The following is a 17,263-nucleotide window of genomic DNA, read 5'->3' as shown; positions in this document are numbered from 1 at the left end:
GCGGTGCCCTTTCGTTGAAAGGGTCCGACCCCCGGCTTCTTCAGCTGCGGCGCAGCCGCTGGCGGTGCCCGGACAGGTCCATGCTCCACAGCAGCAGCGCACCCAGCAGCGCCGGCAGCACGCTGAGCACGGACAGCATCACCAGGAATGACACTGGCAATTCCATGCGGGCGGGCTTGCCCCGGCGCAGCTGGTAGCGGATCCATGCCGTGGCCAGCACGGTCCAGGCCAGCAGCCAGCACAGCGGTGCCAACCACAGCGAAGGCGAGGGCACCCACAGGTAGACGGCGGTACCGACCGCTGCGATGGCTGCGCAGGCGACCGGCAGGGTCAGCCAACGCAGCCGGGAAGGCGGCACGGACGGGTCTTCAGGGGCGCTCTGCCAGACGAACAGATGACGCAGGCCAATGGCCAGCAGCGTGCCGAGCAGTGGCGCCAGCGCTGCCGTGCCCAGCACGATCGCCCTGCGCTGCTCTTCCGACTGGTAGGGCAGCAGCGTGCTGGCGATCTGGGTGGTGGCCAACGCGATGAAGGCCATCAACGTCAGCGCCACGCTTGCCAGCAGTGCACGCAGCAATGACAACTGTGCCGCGGTGAGGCGGGTGACATCGCTGGCGCCGGCCCAGAAGCGGGCTTGGCCCGCATCGATGCCGGGCGGTAGAGGACGGTCCTCCTGGCAGCCCAGTACGTCCATCAACGCTGCGGCCTGGCGCGGCACGCGCAGCGGCAGCGCGGACATCAGGTTGCGCAGGTGCGAACGCGGTTCGCGCAGCTGCTGAAGGCGGCTGGCAGCGTCATCGTGGCTGGTCCAGCGCCCGCCACGCGCCTCCATCTGCTGGGCCAGCAGATCGGTCTGCGCGGGCAGTTGCAGCCAGTCCTGCCAGGCGTGTTCGGCCAGCTCGCGCAGTTCGCCTGGTGCCAGGCCGCAGCCCGCGTCGTCCCAGCCGAAGGCCTGGTAAAGCGCCGCGGCTTCGGACAGGTTCATGGGCGCCTGCCGCGCGCGCAGCGCCTGCAGCACCCTGGCACTGGCTTCAGCGCGCTCGTCCAAGGACCACTGGCTGCGCAGGCCCTGCAGGTACACCGCGAAAGGCTGCGGGTCGGTGGATTTGGCGCGCTCCAGCAGGTCCATCCAGTTGCTCATGGGTTTGCCTCGTGTGGGGGCTGCAGGCTTGAACGATCACTGTGTGCATTGCCGGGGGAGCTGGAAAATGCCCCGCGGAGGATTGCGATGGTGGCCAGCAGGGCGCACGTCAGAAGCAGTGCCAAAGCGACCGTTCGCCGCGTGAAGCGTCTGCGTGACGGCATGGAATGGTGCAGGGCGTCGCATGCGGCCGCCCAGAACATGACCTGCCTGCGCTGCAATGGCGGTGGGAGCGCCACGTGCGCCATCACAGGCACGCCGACAAGGTAATGCAGCGTTTCACGCATTTCGTGCCGCGTGCGCGCGGACAGCGCCTGGATGTGCGCGCGCAGTGGGTGCCAGGGGCCACTGAGCCGGGCGACACGGGTGCGGGCCTGCACCACCGAAACCGGCGCATTCTCGAGATGCATGTAACGGGCGAGCGCGGTCTCGTTGCCTGGCACCAGCAACCAGCACAGGTGCATGCTGTGGCCGAGGGCGGCCATGTCGTAGCACTCGCGGATACTGTCCCGGTCATACCACTGGAAGCGGTCGGCCAGCTGCTCGAAGTTCGCTTGCGGGAACGGCGTAGTGCCCTTCATCAGCCGTTGCCAGGTTGCCAGGTTCACCGCGCCAGCATCCGCAGGGGGCTGCAGTTCCGGGGACTGCTGCAGCCAGGCTGCGAAGTCTGCCGGATCGCGTTGCTGACCGTTGCGGACGATGCGGTCGGCAAGCGCCTCGGCGGCAGATGGCCCTGTCGAATGCGTGGTGCCCAGATCGATTCCTGCGATCATCGGTCCTTCCCTGGTATCCGTGCCTGATTCTAGCCAGCATCGGTGCCCCCAACCATCGGCCGTTGCCCCATCGGCCCCCAGCGGCTATGGTCCCCGGCTGTTCTGTATTGCCGGAAACGCCGATGTCTGCCCGTAAAACCCTTCCTGTCGCCCTGGCCCTGGGCCTGACCCTCGCCGCCGGTGCCCACGCCGATGAAGGCATGTGGATGCCGACCCAGCTGCCGGAGCTGGCCAAGCCGCTGCAGGCTGCAGGCTTCAAGGGCAATCCGGCCGATCTGGCCAACGTCACTGCGCCGCCGCTGAGCGCGGTGGTGCGTGCCGGTGGCGGCACCGGTTCGTTCGTGTCCGCCGACGGCCTGCTGCTGACCAACCACCACGTGGCGATGGGCGTGATCCAGTACAACAGCTCGCCCGAGCACGACCTGATCAACGGTGGCTTCATCGCCAAGGACCGTGCCGACGAGCGTCCGGCCAACCCGGACTTCCGCGTGCTGGTCACCGTCGGCTTCGACAAGGTGACCGACCAGGTACTGGCGCAGGCCCGTGGCAAGACTGGTCGCGCCTACTTCGATGCCGTCGATGCGGCCAGCAAGCAGATCGTGGCCGAGTGCGAGAAGGACGGCAGCGTGCGCTGCTCGGTGGCCAACATGTACTATGGCACCGACTTCTACCGCATCGCCCAGCTGGAACTGAGCGACGTGCGCCTGGTGTATGCGCCGCCGCGTGCGATCGGCAACTACGGCGATGAGATCGACAACTTCATGTGGCCGCGCCACACCGGCGACTTCACCCTGCTGCGCGCCTACGTGGGCAAGGACGGCAAGCCGGCCGCCTACAGCAAGGACAACGTGCCCTACCAGGCACCGGCGCACCTGCAGATGTCGGTGGAAGGCCCGAAGGAAGGCGACTACGCGATGCTGGCCGGTTACCCGGGCATCACCTACCGCCATCGCACCGCCGCTGAATTCGCCGGCCAGATCGATACCGTGCTGCCGCGCCGCGTGTCGGTGTTCCAGCAGATGATCGACACCATCGAGGCCGCCAGCGCCAAGGATGCGCAGGCGCGTACCCGCTACGCCTCGCAGCTGCAGTCGCTGAAGAACAACCGCAAGCGCGCCGCCGGTGAGCTGGAAGGCCTGCAGCGCAGCGACGCCAAGGCCCAGCGTGCCGCCGACGAGACGGCGATGCTGGCTGCCACCGACCGCAAGTACCAGGGCGACATCAAGGCGCTGCTGGCCAACCTGTCGCAGGGTGCGGCGGTGGGCGAGCGTGACCTGCTGCTGGACCAGATGGCCGCGCAGAGCCAGTTGCTGCGTTCGGCGCTGCTGCTGGAGCGCCTGCGCATTGAATCGGCCAAGCCGGACGCGCAGCGCGAGAGCGGTTTCCAGCAGCGCGACCAGGCGATGATCGAAGGCGTGCTCAAGCAGGTCCAGCGCCGTTACGCGCCGGAGGTCGAGAAGACGCTGCTGACCACCCTGCTGACCCGTTACCAGCAGCTGCCGGACGCGCAGCGCGTGGCCGAGTTCGACGCCGCCTTCGGCCGTACCCCGGCCCAGCTGTCCAAGGCGCTGGACACCCTCTACGCCGGCACCCAGCTGGGTGACGAGGCGCAGCGCCTGTCCCGTTTCGCCGCCGCCCGCGAAGGCAAGGCATTGGCCGCCGATCCGCTGATCGCCGTGGCCGGCCCGCTGGTGGCCGCGCAGCTGCGCATCGAGAACGAGAGCAAGACCCGTGAAGGCGAGCAGCTGCGCCTGCGCCCGGCCTACATGCAGGCGCTGTTCGCCTGGCGTGCCAAGCAGGGCCGCGCGGTGTACCCGGATGCCAACCGCACCCTGCGCATCAGCTACGGCAAGGTGGAGGCGCTGCACCCGCGTGATGGCGTGACGTACTCGCCGGTGACCACCGTGGCCGGCATCGTCGAGAAGAACACCAACGCCTATCCGTTCGATGCACCCAAGCCGCTGCTGGCGGCGATCGCCAAGGGTGATTTCGGTAGCACCGCCGACCCGGCGCTGAAGACCCAGACGGTCAACTTCCTGACCAACCTGGATACCACCGGCGGCAACTCCGGCTCGCCGGTGCTCAACGCCAAGGGCGAACTGATCGGCCTGAACTTCGACAGCAACTGGGAATCGGTCAGCGCCAGCTGGTGGTTCGACCCGCGCTACAAGCGCGCCGTGCACGTGGACATGCGCTACCTGCGCTGGCTGCTGGCCAAGGTCTACCCGGCGCCCGAGCTGCTGAAGGAAATGGGCGTGCCGGCCCAATAACGCCGGTGCCTGGCAGGTGCCACCGCTTCCTGGTGGGTGCCCACCGTTGGTGGGCATGGATGCCTCCGTCACGACCAACGGTCGTGACCCACCGCCATGACCTACCCTCACGACCAACGGTCGTGATCTACTGGCCCCTGCCCTGAGGGAAACGCACGCGTGGTCTCCAGCTGGATCCTGCTGCTGGTCTCGGTTGCCTATGCCGCACTGCTGTTCGGCGTGGCGTGGTGGGGTGACCGCCGGCCGATGTATCCCGACCGGCCGTGGCTGCGGCCGGTGGTCTACAGCCTGGCGTTGGCGGTGTACTGCTCGTCGTGGACCTTCTACGGCGCGGTCGGCACCGCCGTGCGCAACGGCATCGGCTACCTGCCGATCTACATCGGCCCGTTGCTGCTGCTGCTGTTCGGCTGGCGCATCATCGAGCGCCTGGCGCTGATCGCGCGCAGCCAGAACGTGGTCTCCATCGCCGATTTCATCTCCTCGCGCTTTGGCCGCTCGCGGCGGCTGGCGGCGCTGGTAGCGATCATCGCGCTGATCGGCATCATTCCGTACCTGGCGCTGCAGTACAAAGCCGTGGCGATGAGCCTGCAGGTGCTGACCGGCAACACCGGCCCGACCGGCTTCTTCACCGATCCGGCGCTGTACGTGGCGCTGCTGATGGCGCTGTTCGCCACCCTGTTCGGCACCCGCCAGGTCGATGCCACCGAGCACCACCACGGCATGATGCTGGCGATCGCCTTCGAATCGGTGATCAAGCTGCTGGCGATGGTGGCAGTGGGCGTGTTCGCCTACCTGTGGCTGAGCAACCGCACCGACGCGGTGGTCGAGTCGGTGCATACGCTGTTCACCGGCCTGCCGCCGGTGGGATTCATTTCGCAGACCCTGCTGAGTTTCCTGGCCATCATCTGCCTGCCGCGCCAGTTCCATGTGGCGGTGGTCGAGTGCGGTGACGTGCGCGATGTGCGCCGCGCGCGCTGGATGTTCGGTGGCTATCTGGTGCTGATCTCGGGCATGGTGCTGCCGATCGCCACCGCCGGCGTCACCCTGTTCGGCACCGGCGGCAGCGTTGCCGACGATTCGATGGTGCTGGCGCTGCCGCTGGCCGAAGGCCGCAACGCGCTGGCGCTGATCGCCTATGTGGGCGGCTTCTCGGCCGCCACCGGCATGGTCATCGTGTCCTCCATCGCACTGGCGACCATGGTCAGCAACGACCTGGTGATGCCGGTGCTGCTGCGCCGCAGTGGCGACCACCAGGAAGCGGCCGATGTCGCCTCGCGCGTGCTGTGGATCCGTCGCCTGGCGATCCTGCTGCTGGCGCTGATGGCCTACAGCTACTACCGCACCAGCAGCAACGACAGCACGCTGGCGTCGTACGGCCTGATGGCGTTCGCTGCAGTGGCGCAGTTCGCACCGGGCCTGATCGGCGGCCTGTACTGGCGCGGTGCCAGCCGTCGCGGCGTCGAGGTAGGCATGCTGCTGGGCTTCGCCACCTGGCTGTACACCCTGCTGCTGCCGGCGATGACCATGGCCGGCTGGGTTGATGCTGGCTGGGTGCAGCACGGCCCGTTCGGCATCGAGTGGCTGCGCCCGCAACAGCTGTTCGGCATGACCGGCTGGGACCCGTTGACCCATGGCACGTTCTGGTCGCTGCTGGTCAACGCGGCGACGATGATGCTGGTGTCCGCACGCTGGCGACCCGGTGTCGACGAGCGCCTGCGCGCAGCACCGTTCCTCGACCCGTATGCCGAACGCCCGTCGGTGGCCGGCGGTTGGCCGGGTCACGTGCATGTGGGCGATCTGCTGGCGCTGGCCTCGCGCGTGGTCGGCGAGCGCCATGCGCGGCGCTCGTTCTTCGAGCAGGCGCAGTCACTGGGCCGTGAACTGCAATCCTCGGCGCCCGCCGACCGGCCGTGGGTGCAGTTCACCGAACGCCTGCTGGCCGCGTCGATTGGCGCGGCATCGGCGCGCCTGCTGCTGACCAGCCTGCTGCGCGGGTCGGGCATGGACCTGGGTGAAGTGGTGGCAGTGCTGGACGAAGCGGGGCAGGAGCTGCGCTTCAACCGCGAGATCCTGTCGACCACGCTGGAGAACATCAGCGCCGGTGTCAGCGTGGTCGATCCAGACATGCGCCTGACCGCATGGAACCGTCGCTACCAGGACATGTTCGGCTACCCCGACGGCATGCTCTATGTGGGCCGCCCGGTGGCCGACCTGATCCGCTACAACGCCGAGCGCGGCGAATTGGGCGAGGGCGATATCGAGGTGCAGATCAATCGCCGCATCGGCTACATGCGTGCCGGTTCACCGCACGTGTTCGAGCGCACCCGCAGCGACGGCAAGGTGATCGAGATGCGTGGGCAGGCGCTGCCCGGCGGCGGTTACGTGACCAGCTACAACGACATCACCGACTACAAGCACGCGGAAAAAGCACTGCTGGAAGCCAACGAGACGCTGGAACAGCGCGTGGCCGAGCGCTCGCACGAGGCCGAGGTCGCGCAGCAGTCGAAGACGCGGTTCCTGGCGGCGATCAGCCACGACGTGCTGCAGCCGTTGAACGCCGCGCGCCTGTTCGCTTCGGCGCTGCGCGACAGCGACCACGTGAGCGACGAACAGAAGCACCTGGCCGAACGCGTGGATGCGTCGCTGCGCGCGGCCGAAGAACTGCTGGATGGCCTGCTGGACGTGTCGCGGCTGGATGCCGGTGGCCTGCACCCGGTCATCGGCGAGTTCGACGTGAGTGCGTTGATGCGCGAACTGGCGGCGCAGTACACGCCGGTGGCTGCAGGTCGTGGCCTGCGCCTGGACCTGTTCGCGCGCCCGGCGTGGGTACGCAGTGACCGCCGCCTGCTGCGCCGCGTGCTGCAGAATTTCCTGGCCAACGCGTTGCGCTACACCCGTCAGGGGCGCATCGTGCTGGCGGTGCGCCATCGTGGCGATGAGGTGGAGCTGCAGGTATGGGATACCGGACCCGGCATTCCCGAGCACCATATGCGGCAGATCTTCGACGAGTTCCACCGCTACCAGCAGCCGTTCGACTGGGGCGAGCAGGGTCTGGGGCTGGGCTTGTCGATCTGCCAGCGCATCTCGCGCCTGCTTGACCATCGCCTCAATGCGCGCAGCCGCGTCGGCAGCGGCTCGATGTTCTCGATCATCCTGCCGCGTGTGGCGCCGTTGCCGGGTTACACCGAGCTGGCCACGCCGGTACAGGCGGTGGCCGCACCGGTGCGCAGCGATTCGCTGGCCGGCCTGCGCGTACTGTGCGTGGACAACGACGAAGAGATCCTGGACGGCATGCGCGCATTGCTTGGCCGTTGGCAGGTGCAGGTGATCACCGCTGCCACCGTCGACCAGGCGCTGGAGAAGATTGCCGAGCGCCCGCAGGTGATGCTGGTGGACTACCACCTGCACGACCGCATGGATGGCCTGGATGCGCTGGTGGCACTTCGCGAGGCTGCGGGCTACCCGTTGCCCGGAGCGCTGCTGACCGCCGATGGTCGCGACGAGTTGAAGCGGATGGCGCGCGAACGCGGCTACCGCGTGCTGACCAAGCCGATCAAGCCGGCCTCGCTGCGCGCCTTCCTGGGCGCGCTGCGCGACGCCGGCAGCAGCGACGCCTGACGGGCAACTGTAGAGCCGAGCCCACGCTCGGCTCCCGCACGCAGTGCGGGCCTGATATAGCCATCGCTATACAAACCAGCCCTGCCTGCGCGTTTCGCTGCAAATGCGCCATGCGCGAATCGCGGTGCTAAGCTGCGCGTCCCCTTGGGGAGTAGCCGGATTCCTTCGCAGGAATCGTCCACGTCAACATACTCGGCCAGTGCGCCGTGGCGTGGACAACCATGATGGTTGGCGAGACCAGCGGCCCGCGCGCGCAACGTCAGGTTGGGCGCGAGCGCGAGCCGTGCGTCCGTCCTTGCCCGACCTCAGCAGCCGCCAATGTCCCCCATTTCGATCCTCCTGATCGGCTTTGCCATGTCCACCGATGCCTTCGCCGCGGCGATCGGCAAGGGTGCGGCCATGCGCAAGCCGGTGTTCCGCGATGCGCTGCGCGCCGGCATCATCTTCGGCGTCATCGAGGCGATTACACCGATCATCGGCTGGTTGCTCGGCCGTGCCGCCCTGCAGTACGTGGAAGCGTTCGACCACTGGATCGCCTTCGGCCTGCTCGGTGCGCTGGGCATCCACATGATCTACAACGGCCTGCGTCCGGACAGCGCCGAGGAAGACGAAGATCCTTCGCAGCATCACGGCTTCTGGAAGCTGGCGTTGACCGGTTTCGCCACCAGCATCGATGCGATGGCGGTGGGTATCGGCCTGGCCTTCATGGACGTGCATATCGGCGTGATGGCTGCGGTCATCGGCCTGTGCACGCTGACCATGGTTACCGTCGGCATCATGCTCGGCCGCGTGCTGGGCAGCATGGTCGGCAAGCGCGCCGAGATCATCGGTGGTGTGATCCTGGTGATCATCGGCGCGACGATCCTGTACGAACACCTGCACGGCGTGGGGTAACGCCCGCCCCTGTAGAGCCGAGCCCATGCTCGGCTGCTTCGCGCGCCAGCCGAGCATGGGCTCGGCTCTACCTCAGGGTGTTGGCTGACAAGCATTGCGGTGTTGCACTGATGGAAGGGCTGTCATGCGTGCCATAGCCTCTTCGCATGGCCAGTCCCGCACTCCGCTTTGGTCGCTGGTCGCAGACCGGCAATGTCTACGCGATCACGGCTGTGACACGCGCACGCCGTCCTTGGTTCGACGACAAGGCCAACGTCGATCTGCTGAACGAAGCGCTGCGCACCCTAGAGCGAACGGGGCGGACCTCCTCCCTCGCCTGGGTGGTGATGCCGGATCATCTGCATTGGCTGTTCGAACTCCGTACCGGCACGCTTGCCGGCTGCATGCAGATCCTCAAATCACGGAGCGGGCGTTCCATCGGCAGGCGCGCTGATGCCAACGCGCCGATCTGGCAGCCGGGATACTACGACCACGCGCTGCGCAGCGATGAATGCCTGCGGACGCAGGCGATGTACATCGCGGCCAATCCCGTGCGTGCTGGGCTGGCCACGCGCATCGGGGAATACCCCTATGTGTGGAGTCGATGGCCGCTTGAAGCGTGATCTGGAACCTGGCGAAGAGCAACCGTGCATGGGCTCGGCTCTACAAAGGCAGGTGCTGTGGAGTCCTGTAGAGCCGAGCCTGCGCTCGGCTCACGCGCGTAGCGCGGGCTTCAGGCGAACAGCAGCCGAGCATGGGCTCGGCTCTACAGCGGAGGTCTCAGTCTTCTTCCGGCGGCAGCACGATGGCGTCGTCGTCGATGGCCAGCTTGCCGGCCATCAGCACGGCCTGGGTGCGGTTGGTCACGCCGAGCTTGCGCAGGATGGCGGTGACGTGGGCCTTGATCGTTGCTTCGGAGACGTTGAGGTCGTAGGCGATCTGCTTGTTCAAGCGACCGGCGCCGAGCATCTGCAGGACGCGGAACTGCTGCGGGGTCAGCTCGCGCAGGCGCTGGCCGACTTCGCGTTCTTCGCTGCCGGTGGGCGGCACGTTGTGCGCTTCCGGCGGTGCCCAGGTCTCGCCATCGAGGATGGTGCCGAGTGCATGGCCGATGGTGTCCGAGTCGGCCGATTTGGGAATGAAGCCGAGCGCACCGTGGTCGAGCGCGCGGCGCATCACCGTGGCTTCTTCGCGCGCGGACACCACCACCACCGGCAGCTGGGGGTGCAGTGAGCGCATGTGCACGAGTGCGTTGAAGCCCTGCGCACCCGGCATGTTGAGGTCCATCAGGACCAGGTCGGCGTCGTTGTGCTGATCGGCCAGCGCGTACAGTGCTTCCACGCTGTCGGCCTCGAACAGCTGCACGCCGGGGATGACCCGCTGCACGGCCCCACGCAGGGCTTCGCGGAACAGCGGGTGGTCATCGGCAATCAGGAGGGTGGTCATGGGTCGAGCTTATCGATCAGGAAAAAGAGCGACGTGATGGCAGGTGCAGGACGGGTCGGACACGGCCGGGTCCCTCCTCCCGGCCACGTCCCTGGCGCGTCCTGCGCCTGCAGTCACGCCATCAGCGCACCTTGCGCTCGTCCACCAGCGACGCCACCACCGACGGATCGGCCAGGGTCGAGGTGTCACCCAGCTGGTCCGGTGCGTTCTCGGCGATCTTGCGCAGGATGCGGCGCATGATCTTGCCCGAGCGGGTCTTCGGCAGGCCCGGCGCCCACTGCAGGTGGTCCGGCGTGGCGATCGGGCCGATTTCCTTGCGTACCCAGGCGACCAGTTCCTTCTGCAGTTCGTCGCTCGGCGCTTCTTCGGCCACCAGGGTCACGTAGGCATAGATGCCCTGGCCCTTCACGTCGTGCGGGAAGCCGACCACGGCGGCTTCGGCCACCTTCGGATGCGAGACCAGCGCGCTTTCCACTTCGGCGGTGCCGATGCGGTGGCCGGACACATTGATCACGTCGTCAACGCGGCCGGTGATCCAGTAATAGCCGTCTTCGTCGCGGCGGCAACCGTCACCGGTGAAGTAGCTGCCCGGGTAGGTGCGGAAATACGTATCGATGAAACGCTGGTGGTCGCCGTACACCGTACGCATCTGGCCTGGCCAGGAATCACGAATGATCAGGTTGCCCTCGGTCGGGCCGTCCTGGATCTCGCCATCGGCATTGACCAGCGCCGGCTGCACGCCGAAGAAGGGCAGGGTGGCCGAACCCGGCTTGAGGTCCATCGCGCCGGCCAGCGGCGAGATCAGGATGCCGCCGGTCTCGGTCTGCCACCAGGTATCGACGATCGGGCAGCGGCTGTCGCCGACCACCTCGTAGTACCAGCGCCAGGCTTCCGGATTGATGGGTTCGCCCACGCTACCGAGCAGGCGCAGCGACGCGCGGGAGGTCTTCTTCACCGGCTCCTCGCCCTCGCGCATGAGCGCACGGATGGCGGTCGGGGCGGTGTAGAAGATGCTCACCTTGTGCTTGTCGATGACGTTCCAGAAGCGCGAGGTATCCGGGTAGTTCGGCACGCCTTCGAACATCAGCGAGGTCGCGCCGTTGGCCAGCGGACCGTACACGATGTAGCTGTGGCCGGTGACCCAGCCGACGTCGGCGGTGCACCAGTAGATGTCGTCCTCGCGCAGGTCGAACACCGCTTCATGCGTGTAGGCCGCGTACAGCAGGTAACCGCCGGTGGTGTGCAGCACGCCCTTCGGCTTGCCGGTGGAACCGGAGGTGTAGAGGATGAACAGCGGGTCTTCGGCGTTCATGCGTTCCGGCTCGCAGCTGGCCGGCTGGCTGTCCACCACATCGTGGAACCAGCGGTCGCGCGGCGCCTGCATGTCCACCGCGCCGCCGGTGTGGCGCACCACCAGCACTGTTTCCACGGTATTGGTGCCGGGCAGCTTCAGCGCGGCATCGACGTTGGCCTTCAGCGGAATCCTGCGGCCACCGCGCAGGCCCTCGTCGGCGGTGATGATCAGCTTGCTCTGGCAGTCGCTGACGCGGTCGGCAATCGAGTTCGGCGCGAAGCCACCGAACACCACCGAGTGGATCGCACCGATGCGCGCGCAGGCCAGCATGGCCACCGCAGCGTCGACAATCATTGGCAGGTAGATGGTGACCCGGTCGCCCTTCTTGACGCCCAGGTTGCGCAGCGCGTTGCCGAGGCGGCAGGTGCGCTCGTACAGCTCGCGATAGGTCACGTGCTGGGCCGGTGCATCCGGGCCGTCCGGCTCGAACAGCAGGGCGGTCTTGTCGCCGCGCGTTTCCAGCTGGCGATCCAGGCAGTTCACGCTGGCATTGAGCTCGCCATCTTCGAACCACTTGATGTGGAAGTCGGACAGGTCATAGCTGACGTTCTTGATCTTCGTCGGCGCGCGCATCCATTGCAGGCGCTCGGCGGCCTTGCCCCAGAATCCATCCGGATCGGTCACCGACGCCTGGTACTGCTGTTCATAAGTCTTCTTGTCGATGCGTGCCTTGGCGGCGAACTGCGGATCGACGGGGTAGATATCAGCCATGGCACCCTCACTTGCACGTTGACTTTGTGTGTGCGGTCGCAGCATCGCAGCGACCGATCCCCCTCAGTTTGCCCCATCCACCCCCGGTCGCGTCACCACTCTGGTTAGACCATGGTCGAAAGTGAGCGCCCAGCAGGGCCGGGTTCGACCAATGGCGAATAGCCGCTATACATAATCGCCCCGCAGTCTCGGCTCGACCGTGCCCCACGCGCGGCATCACCTTGCCACTTGGGAGAGAGGGCAACATGAGCCACCGTACGTTGAAAGCCGTGCGCACACCTTTGGCGGCCTGCCTATTGGTCGCCCTGGTCGCACCGGGCATGGCGTTCGCAGAGACCGCCAAAGAGAAGGCGCTGGAAGCACGCGTTGCCGAACTGGAACGCCAGGTCCAGCTGCTGCTGTCTTCGCAGCAACAACAACAGACCCAGATCAGCCAGACCCAGCAGGCCGTAACCGAAGTCCGCACGGTGCAGGCCGAGCAGAAGCCGGTCGCACAGGTGCCGGCCGGCAAGCAGCCGATCCAGGTCACCACCATCACCCCGGGCGCGGCGCCGGGCACCACGGTCAAGATCGGCGGCTTCATCAAGGCCGACTTCCTGGCCACCCAGACCAGCGATGGCCAGCTGGCCGACGACGCCACCGGCCGCTCGCTGTACCTGCCGGGCCAGACCCCGGTGGAAGGCGCCGGCGGCAGCGGCAAGCGTTCGGGCACCGACTTCAACGCCCACGCCAAGTTCTCGCGCTTCAACCTGGGCATCGACAACGTCAGTGAGTCGGGCAACAAGGCCGGCGCGTTCTTCGAGATGGACTTCTTCGGCAATTCACTGGGCAACCAGACCGCCACCAATACCTACGGCGTGACCCTGCGTCACGCCTACATGTACTGGAACAACTGGATGGCCGGCCAGACCTGGTCCAACTTCATGGATGCCGCGTCGCTGCCGGAAGCGGTCGACTTCGTCGGCCCCACCGACGGCGTGATCTTCGTGCGCCAGGCCCAGGTGCGCTACACCCAGGGCGGCTTCAGCGTCGCACTGGAAAACCCGGAAACCACCACCCTCACCGGTACCCGCAATCCGGTCACCGGCGCCTGGACCAACGCCAGCGCCAACTCCGACCGTGGCAGCCTGCCCGACCTGACCCTGCGCTATGGCTGGAAGGGCAACTGGGGCACCTTCGGTGTCGGCGGCATCGTCCGTCAGCTGAAGGTCGACAACCAGGCCACCGGCGCCAAGGCCGACAAGGTGGCTGGCGGCCTGACACTGGGCGGCAAGTGGGTGATGGGTGACAGCGATTCGCTGCACTACCAGCTGACCGGCGGCGAAGGCATCGCCCGCTACATCGGCCTGGGCATCACTGCCGACAGCGCCTACGACGTGGCCCGCGACGAGCTCAACCCGACCGGCGTGCTTGCCGGCTACGTGGGCTGGCGGCATGCGTTCTCGCCGAAGCTGCGCACCAACCTGATCTATGCGCGCAGCGACTACGACAACGACAGCATCCTCGGCCCGCTGGTGACCAAGAGCGTGCAGAGCATCCGCGGCAACATCTTCTATTCGCCGCTGCCCAAGGTCGATATCGGCGCGGAGTTGATGTACGGCCGTCGCGAGGTGGAGAACGGCAACAAGGGTGACATCACCCGGTTGCAGTTCACCACGAAATACAGCTTCTAAGAGCGTGCCGGCCAACGGCCGGCACCTACCGAATTGAGTGCCGACCAACGGTCGGCACCCACCGACCCAGGTCGGCATCCACAGAGGGAAAGCGTCCCATGTCCAGCACACCCAGCACCGCACACAAAGCGGGCACCCTGACCCAGGGCCACAAGAAGGTCATCTTCGCCTCGAGCCTCGGTACGGTCTTCGAGTGGTATGACTTCTTCCTGTACGGCTCGCTCGCAGCCATCATCGCCAAGCAGTTCTTCAGTGGCGTCAATGAAACCACGGGCATGATCTTCGCCCTGCTGGCGTTTGCCGCCGGCTTCTTCGTGCGTCCGTTCGGCGCGGCCTTCTTCGGCAGCCTCGGCGACCGCATCGGCCGCAAGTACACCTTCCTGGTCACCATCCTGATCATGGGCATCTCGACCTTCCTGGTCGGCGTGCTGCCCAACTACGCTTCGATCGGTTTCGCCGCGCCGGTGATCCTGATCATCCTGCGCCTGGCCCAGGGCCTGGCGATGGGCGGCGAGTACGGCGGTGCCGCCACCTACGTGGCCGAGCACGCGCCGGACGACAAGCGCGGCCTGTACACCAGCTTCATCCAGTGCACCGCCACGCTCGGCCTGTTCATGTCGCTGCTGATCATCCTGGCCTGCCGCTACTTCTTGGGCAACGAAGCCTTCGAAGCCTGGGGCTGGCGCATTCCGTTCCTGGTCTCGATCCTGCTGCTGGGCGTGTCCGTGTGGATCCGCCTGCAGCTGAGCGAATCGCCGCTGTTCCAGCAGATGAAGTCCGAGGGCAAGGGTTCCAAGACCCCGTTCCGTGACAGCCTGAAGGGCGGCAACCTGAAGCTGATGCTGCTGGTCCTGCTCGGCGCCGCGGCCGGCCAGGCCGTGGTCTGGTACGGCGGCCAGTTCTACGCGCTGTTCTTCCTGAGCAGCATGCTGAAGGTCGATGCCACCACCTCCTACCTGCTGATCGCCGCCGCGCTGGCGCTGGGTGTGCCGTTCTTCATCTTCTTCGGCTGGCTGTCCGACCGCATCGGCCGCAAGAAGATCATCCTGGCCGGCTGCCTGCTGGCCGCCGTCACCTACATCCCGATCTTCAAGGGCCTGACCCACTTCGCCAACCCGGCCATCGAAGAAGCCCGCAGCAGCTCGCCGGCCCTGGTCGTGGCCGATCCGAACACCTGCTCGTTCCAGTTCGATCCGGTCGGCCTGCGCAAGTTCACCAGCTCCTGCGACGTGGCTACCGCCGCGCTGACCAAGGCTGGTGTGCCGTACGACGTGCAGCCCGCCGCCGCCGGTTCGCTGGCGATGGTGAACGTGGGCAGCGCCAGCGTCACTTCGTATGAAGCTGCCGGCCTGACCAAGGAAGACGGCAAGGCCAAGGCCGATGCGTTCGGCGCGGAACTGAAGACCGCGCTGACCACCGCCGGCTACCCGGCCAAGGCAGATGGCGCCCGCATCAATATCGCCGGCACCATCTTCATGCTGTGGCTGCTGGTGCTGTACGTGACCATGGTCTACGGCCCGATCGCCGCCTACCTGGTCGAGCTGTTCCCGACCCGCATCCGCTACACCTCGATGTCGCTGCCCTACCACATCGGCAACGGCTGGTTCGGTGGCTTCCTGCCGGCGATCTCCTTCGCGCTGGTGGCCGGTACCGGCAACCTGTACTACGGCCTGTGGTACCCCATCATCATCGCGCTGATGTCGGTGGTGATCGGCGGCCTGTTCCTGCGCGAAACCAAGGACGTGGATATCACCAAATAACCGGCGTGCCGACCAACGGTCGGCACCCACCGGGTTTCAGGGGCCGTGGTGCAGACCACGGCCTTTTCGTTTCCCTGTTTTTGGGGTCAGATCCCTTTCGCTTGCGAAAGGGATCTGACCCCACCGAGACGTGCCGCACCCCGTATAGTCGGCCCATGACCACCACCGTCCCGGCCGAGCTCCCCGCCATCCTGCACACCCTGCGCAGCGCCTGGCAGTCGCAGCGCCCGTCGCTGGACCAGCGCGAAGCTGACCTGCGCCGCCTGCGCGAGGCGTTGAAGCCACGCCTGGACGAAATGGCCCAGGCCATCGCCGAAGACTTCGGCCATCGCGCGCACGTCGAATCGAAGCTGGCCGATGGCATGAGTGTGCTGTCGGCCATCGACCACCTGCGCCGCCACCTGCGGCGCTGGTCGAAGCCGCAGCGAGTCGGCGCCGGCTGGCGGTTGTGGCCGGCACGCGCGCAGCTGCGACCGACGCCACTGGGTGTGGTCGGGGTGATCTCGCCCTGGAACTACCCGGTCACGCTGGCACTGGTGCCTTTGGCCACCGCCATCGCCGCTGGCAACCACGTGCTGCTGAAGCCCTCTGAACACACGCCGCGCACCAGCGCGTTCCTGGCCGATCTGCTGGCCAGTGTGTTCCCGCCCGATCGGGTGGCGGTGGTGCAGGGCGGGGCGGACGTGGCGGCGGCAGTGTCTTCGCTGCCGCTGGACCATCTGCTGTTCACCGGCTCGACGGCCGTTGGTCGCAAGGTGATGGCGGCCGCAGCCGAGCATCTGGTGCCGGTCACGCTGGAACTGGGCGGCAAGTCGCCGGCGATTGTCTGTCGCGATTTCCCGCTGGACAAGGCCGCCGCGCGGTTGGCCACCGGCAAGTGGTTCAACGCCGGCCAGACCTGCATCGCGCCGGATTATGTGCTGATCGATACCGTTCGCCAGCGCGAGTTCGTACAGGCGCTGCAGCAGCAGGTGCGCGAGCGCTACGGCGATTTCAGCGATGCCGACGACTACACGCGCATCATCAACGAAGGCCAGTACCGGCGCCTGCAGGGCTATCTGGCGCAGGCGCGCGAACGCGGTGTGCCAGTGATTCCGCTGGCGCAGGTGGATGATGCGCGTGCTGACCGTGAGCGCCTGCTGGTGCCGACCGTGGTGCTGGACCCGCTGGACGACCTGGACCTGATGCGCGAGGAGATCTTCGGGCCGATCCTGCCGGTGCGGGCCTACCCGGATCTGGATGCTGCGCTGGCCGACGTGCTGTCGCGTGACCGGCCCCTGGCGCTGTATCCCTTCAGCCATGACACGGCGACGGTGGAGCGCATCCTCGGCCAGGTGGTGGCGGGCGGGGTGACGGTGAATGACACGCTGCTGCACTTCGCCGCCGATGGCCTGCCGTTTGGCGGGGTAGGGGCCAGCGGCATGGGCGCGTACCACGGGCAGGCCGGGTTCGATGCCATGAGCAAGCGGCTGCCGGTGTTGTGGCAGTCGCGCTGGTCGGCCAGTGATAGGCTGCGGCCACCGTATTCGAAGATTGCCGGGTTGTTGAGGTTGCTGTTGCGGTGAAGCCATTCCGGTGACGCATTCCCGTAGAGCCGAGCCCATGCTCGGCTGCTCTTGGCTGGTCCAGGCAGAAGCAGCCGAG

At 66.8% G+C, this 17,263-nt stretch carries 11 protein-coding genes and 1 riboswitch; of the genes, 7 read left to right on the top strand and 4 right to left on the bottom strand.

The features are described 5' to 3' along the window. Positions 1-40 precede the first annotated feature (40 nt). Positions 41-1,141: a hypothetical protein gene (locus ACW5IY_RS21690; protein ID WP_026347228.1), complete on the bottom strand. Its 1,101-nt coding sequence runs from the start codon at positions 1,139-1,141 to the stop codon at positions 41-43. Further along, positions 1,138-1,914 (bottom strand): hypothetical protein, encoded by a 777-nt coding sequence (locus tag ACW5IY_RS21685; protein ID WP_049436043.1) that lies wholly within the window; start codon positions 1,912-1,914, stop codon positions 1,138-1,140. The genes ACW5IY_RS21690 and ACW5IY_RS21685 overlap by 4 nt, the downstream gene beginning before the upstream one ends. Before the next feature lie 122 nt (positions 1,915-2,036). On the opposite strand from ACW5IY_RS21685, the gene ACW5IY_RS21680 reads away from it, so the two are divergent. From ACW5IY_RS21680 to ACW5IY_RS21665, 4 genes are all read left to right on the top strand, one after another. Further along, positions 2,037-4,184, top strand: coding sequence for a S46 family peptidase (locus ACW5IY_RS21680; RefSeq protein WP_049436042.1), 2,148 nt, complete (start codon positions 2,037-2,039; stop codon positions 4,182-4,184). A gap of 159 nt (positions 4,185-4,343) precedes the next feature. Next, positions 4,344-7,802, top strand: a complete 3,459-nt coding sequence (locus ACW5IY_RS21675; RefSeq protein WP_049436039.1) for a hybrid sensor histidine kinase/response regulator — start codon at positions 4,344-4,346, stop codon at positions 7,800-7,802. A gap of 140 nt (positions 7,803-7,942) precedes the next feature. Then, a riboswitch (yybP-ykoY riboswitch) is annotated at positions 7,943-8,032 on the top strand. A gap of 88 nt (positions 8,033-8,120) precedes the next feature. Next, complete coding sequence (locus tag ACW5IY_RS21670; RefSeq protein WP_010482394.1) at positions 8,121-8,696, top strand: manganese efflux pump MntP; 576 nt, start codon at positions 8,121-8,123, stop codon at positions 8,694-8,696. A gap of 146 nt (positions 8,697-8,842) precedes the next feature. Further along, complete coding sequence (locus tag ACW5IY_RS21665) at positions 8,843-9,298, top strand: REP-associated tyrosine transposase (RefSeq protein ID WP_049436037.1); 456 nt, start codon at positions 8,843-8,845, stop codon at positions 9,296-9,298. A 157-nt stretch (positions 9,299-9,455) separates the two neighbouring features. Here ACW5IY_RS21665 and ACW5IY_RS21660 read toward each other — a convergent pair whose 3' ends face one another. Further along, positions 9,456-10,121 carry a response regulator transcription factor gene (locus ACW5IY_RS21660; protein WP_005420420.1) on the bottom strand — a complete coding sequence of 222 codons (666 nt, stop codon included), beginning with the start codon at positions 10,119-10,121 and terminating at the stop codon, positions 9,456-9,458. Between the two features lie 121 nt (positions 10,122-10,242). Then, complete coding sequence (acs, locus tag ACW5IY_RS21655) at positions 10,243-12,186, bottom strand: acetate--CoA ligase (RefSeq protein WP_049436035.1); 1,944 nt, start codon at positions 12,184-12,186, stop codon at positions 10,243-10,245. Positions 12,187-12,431: 245 nt separating this feature from the next. On the opposite strand from acs, the gene ACW5IY_RS21650 reads away from it, so the two are divergent. From ACW5IY_RS21650 to ACW5IY_RS21640, 3 genes are all read left to right on the top strand, one after another. Continuing rightward, positions 12,432-13,859 carry a DcaP family trimeric outer membrane transporter gene (locus tag ACW5IY_RS21650; protein ID WP_049436033.1) on the top strand — a complete coding sequence of 476 codons (1,428 nt, stop codon included), beginning with the start codon at positions 12,432-12,434 and terminating at the stop codon, positions 13,857-13,859. A gap of 98 nt (positions 13,860-13,957) precedes the next feature. After that, positions 13,958-15,619 (top strand): MFS transporter, encoded by a 1,662-nt coding sequence (locus ACW5IY_RS21645; RefSeq protein WP_049436031.1) that lies wholly within the window; start codon positions 13,958-13,960, stop codon positions 15,617-15,619. Between the two features lie 155 nt (positions 15,620-15,774). Continuing rightward, positions 15,775-17,184: a coniferyl aldehyde dehydrogenase gene (locus ACW5IY_RS21640; protein WP_049436029.1), complete on the top strand. Its 1,410-nt coding sequence runs from the start codon at positions 15,775-15,777 to the stop codon at positions 17,182-17,184. The last annotated feature ends 79 nt before the right edge of the window (positions 17,185-17,263 follow it).

Source organism: Stenotrophomonas sp. C-A (assembly GCF_054030835.1).
This window is presented reverse-complemented; position numbering and strand designations above follow the sequence as displayed.